This window comes from Bathymodiolus azoricus thioautotrophic gill symbiont (assembly GCF_001298715.1).
Classification (GTDB): domain Bacteria; phylum Pseudomonadota; class Gammaproteobacteria; order PS1; family Pseudothioglobaceae; genus Thiodubiliella.
In genome coordinates, this window is the sequence record NZ_CDSC02000297.1 from 1 (window position 1) to 2723 (window position 2723).

Genomic DNA, 2723 nt, shown 5'->3' on the forward strand with positions numbered 1-2723 from the left:
TTTATATAAAGGTCTCTATTAATTTAAGTGATTGTTTTTTATTAAGTAGCAAATGCCAAGTTTTCCCGCCTTGCGATTTCCATAAAGATACTGCCCGAATGCCCGATAATAGCAATGCCCTAATGTGATTTGCTGTGTGTTGATTGGACAAATAAAGTTGCTCACCCCTTACCATGATTCTTGGATTGAGTTCGCCTAAGGTAGATTTGTAGAGTTCGCCTAAGCGTGCCAAGGAATTAGAATGAGAGATTTCAAAAAAATTTTGCTTTTTAATTTGGTTAATTTCATTTAATATTTGTGACAAAAAGTCTTGGTTTTTCATTAATTTCTTTTCAAGGTTAATCAGTGCTAACGCATAGAAAATAATATTTTGTGTATTTTTTTGTTTTTTGCTGAATGCATTTTTGAGCGAATGAAGACCAATAGATAAGTCTTTTGATGATTGAAATACCTCTTCAATATTTGTACTGTTGTTCATGATACTTTTTAGACTGACTTCGTTGCCTTGAGCATTACAAGTACCAGTGTTTGCCAGTTGGTCAACCAAAGTTGTGCTTTGTAATAAAGAGGCAAGTGCTAAGGTGCGTTGCTTGAATTTGTTCATTTTTAAGTTCTACGAGTTTTAATAATGGCACCACCAAGGCAAACATCTTGGGCGTAAAAAACGACCGATTGTCCAGGTGTAATTGCGCGTTGTGGCTGGTCAAATTTGACTTGTATCTCGCCATCTTGATCACTAATCGTGCAGTCTTGTGATACTTGACGATAGCGTATTTTTGCTATACATTTTAATGGAAAAGTTGGTGTTGCTGTAATCCAATGTGGGTTTGATGCGCTTAAGGATTGATGATAAAGTAGCGGGTTATCGCCTTGTACTACCAACAATTCATTGTTTTTTAATCGTTTATCAGCAACAAACCAAGGCGCTCCTGAGGTGCCAAAGCCACCCCCAATTTCTAAGCCTTTGCGCTGACCAATAGTATAAAACGCCAAGCCTTGATGGTGTTTGATAAATTGCCCGTTTTCATCAACAATATCACCTTGTTGTGTGGGTAGGTAAGTCTGTAAAAATTCAGAAAAATTACGCTCACCAATAAAGCAAATACCTGTTGAGTCTTTTTTATCAGCAGTAACAAAGCCATTTTCTGCGGCAATCTTTCGAACTTCATCTTTGTTGATTTCACCTAAGGGGAATAGACTTTTTGAAAGTTGGTGCTGGTTTAAAAGATGCAGGAAGTAACTTTGGTCCTTGTTATTATCCAAGCCAACTTTAAGCTGGAATAGGTCATTTTCTTGTGTGATTCTGGCGTAGTGTCCAGTAGAGATTTTATCTGCACCTAAGTTAAGCGCATAGTCTAAAAATGCTTTGAATTTAATTTTTTGATTACACAAAACATCAGGGTTTGGTGTGCGACCTTTTTTGTGCTCTTGGAGAAAATGTTCAAACACATCATCCCAATAGTCGCTTGAGAAATTAACAGTGTGTAGTTTTATCCCTAATTTATTAGCAACTTTCTGTGCATCGGATAAATCCTGTTGTGCGGTGCAATGCCCATCTGTGTCATCTTCTTCCCAATTTTTCATAAACAAAGCTTCAACTTCAAAGCCTTGTTCTATAAGTAAAAGGGCGGCAACAGATGAGTCAACACCACCTGAGAGTCCTACAATTACTTTAAGAGAGGTTAAACTTGTCATAGGCGGATACAATGCGTTGTACTAAATTGTGACGCACCACATCTTTTGTTTCAAAATGACAAAAAGAAATTTTGTCTTCGTTTTCCAATACTTTGATAGCATGAATCAAGCCAGAGTGTTTTGGATTGGCTAAATCTATTTGAGTGATGTCGCCAGTAATGACCATTTTTGATGCAAAACCCAAACGCGTTAGAAACATTTTCATCTGTGGAATGGTGGTATTTTGCGCTTCATCTAAAATAATAAAGGCTTCGTTTAGTGTGCGACCACGCATAAATGCTAGTGGTGCAACTTCAATGATGTTTTTATTGAGCAGTTTTTCCACTTTATCAAAACCTAACATTTCATACAAGGCATCATAAATAGGGCGTAGGTAAGGGTCAATTTTTTCGTTCATATCACCAGGTAGAAACCCCAATTTTTCGCCCGCTTCTACCGCAGGGCGTACTAAGATGATGCGGCGCACATCAGAGGCTTCTAAGGCTTCAACAGCGCGTGCCACAGCAAGATAAGTTTTCCCTGTACCCGCAGGGCCAATACCAAAAGTGCAATCTTTTTCCTTGATATCTAGGGCGTATTTTTGCTGGTTTTTGCTTCTAATATGGATAAATTTTCGTTTGGTTTTAATATTCACTGACTGGTTTGGCAAGTCATCGTGCGAACAAGATTTGATTGCCATTTCAACATCGTAAATTTCAATGGGTTGGCTAGAGCTTAATGCTATTAAATCTTGCAGTACTCTAGCAGCAATATGTTTGTTCTTCCCCTTGATGGTGAAATCCTCGCCTTTGTTGTTCATGGTTACATCTAGGCTTTTGCTTATTAGCGCTAAGTGTCTGTCAAATGAGCCACAAACGCTGGAAAGTTGTTCACTGCTGTTGATTTCAAGTGTTAGTTGCATAGGTTATTTACAAAAAATGTTTATATGTTAAAATTTCTACCGATAAGTTTAGAGTCTAAAGTTATTATACCAGTCAGATTTTCTGTGTTTTTTAGTTTCTATTTTTTTTGGATTGGAGAATGAATAT

At 37.3% G+C, this 2723-nt stretch carries 3 protein-coding genes; all 3 read right to left on the bottom strand.

Annotation, left to right across the window (positions count from 1 at the left end):
* Nucleotide 1: 1 nt before the first annotated feature.
* Genes hflD through BAZSYMA_RS05715 form a run of 3 tightly spaced genes read right to left on the bottom strand, consistent with a single transcriptional unit; the run spans nucleotide 2 to nucleotide 2596 of the window.
* Nucleotides 2–604 (bottom strand): high frequency lysogenization protein HflD, encoded by a 603-nt coding sequence (gene hflD / locus BAZSYMA_RS05705; RefSeq protein ID WP_090716571.1) that lies wholly within the window; start codon nucleotides 602–604, stop codon nucleotides 2–4.
* A gap of 2 nt (nucleotides 605–606) precedes the next feature.
* Nucleotides 607–1695 carry a tRNA 2-thiouridine(34) synthase MnmA gene (gene mnmA / locus BAZSYMA_RS05710; RefSeq protein ID WP_090716574.1) on the bottom strand — a complete coding sequence of 363 codons (1089 nt, stop codon included), beginning with the start codon at nucleotides 1693–1695 and terminating at the stop codon, nucleotides 607–609.
* Nucleotides 1673–2596 (bottom strand): PhoH family protein, encoded by a 924-nt coding sequence (locus BAZSYMA_RS05715; protein WP_090716576.1) that lies wholly within the window; start codon nucleotides 2594–2596, stop codon nucleotides 1673–1675. The genes mnmA and BAZSYMA_RS05715 overlap by 23 nt, the downstream gene beginning before the upstream one ends.
* Nucleotides 2597–2723 lie beyond the last annotated feature (127 nt).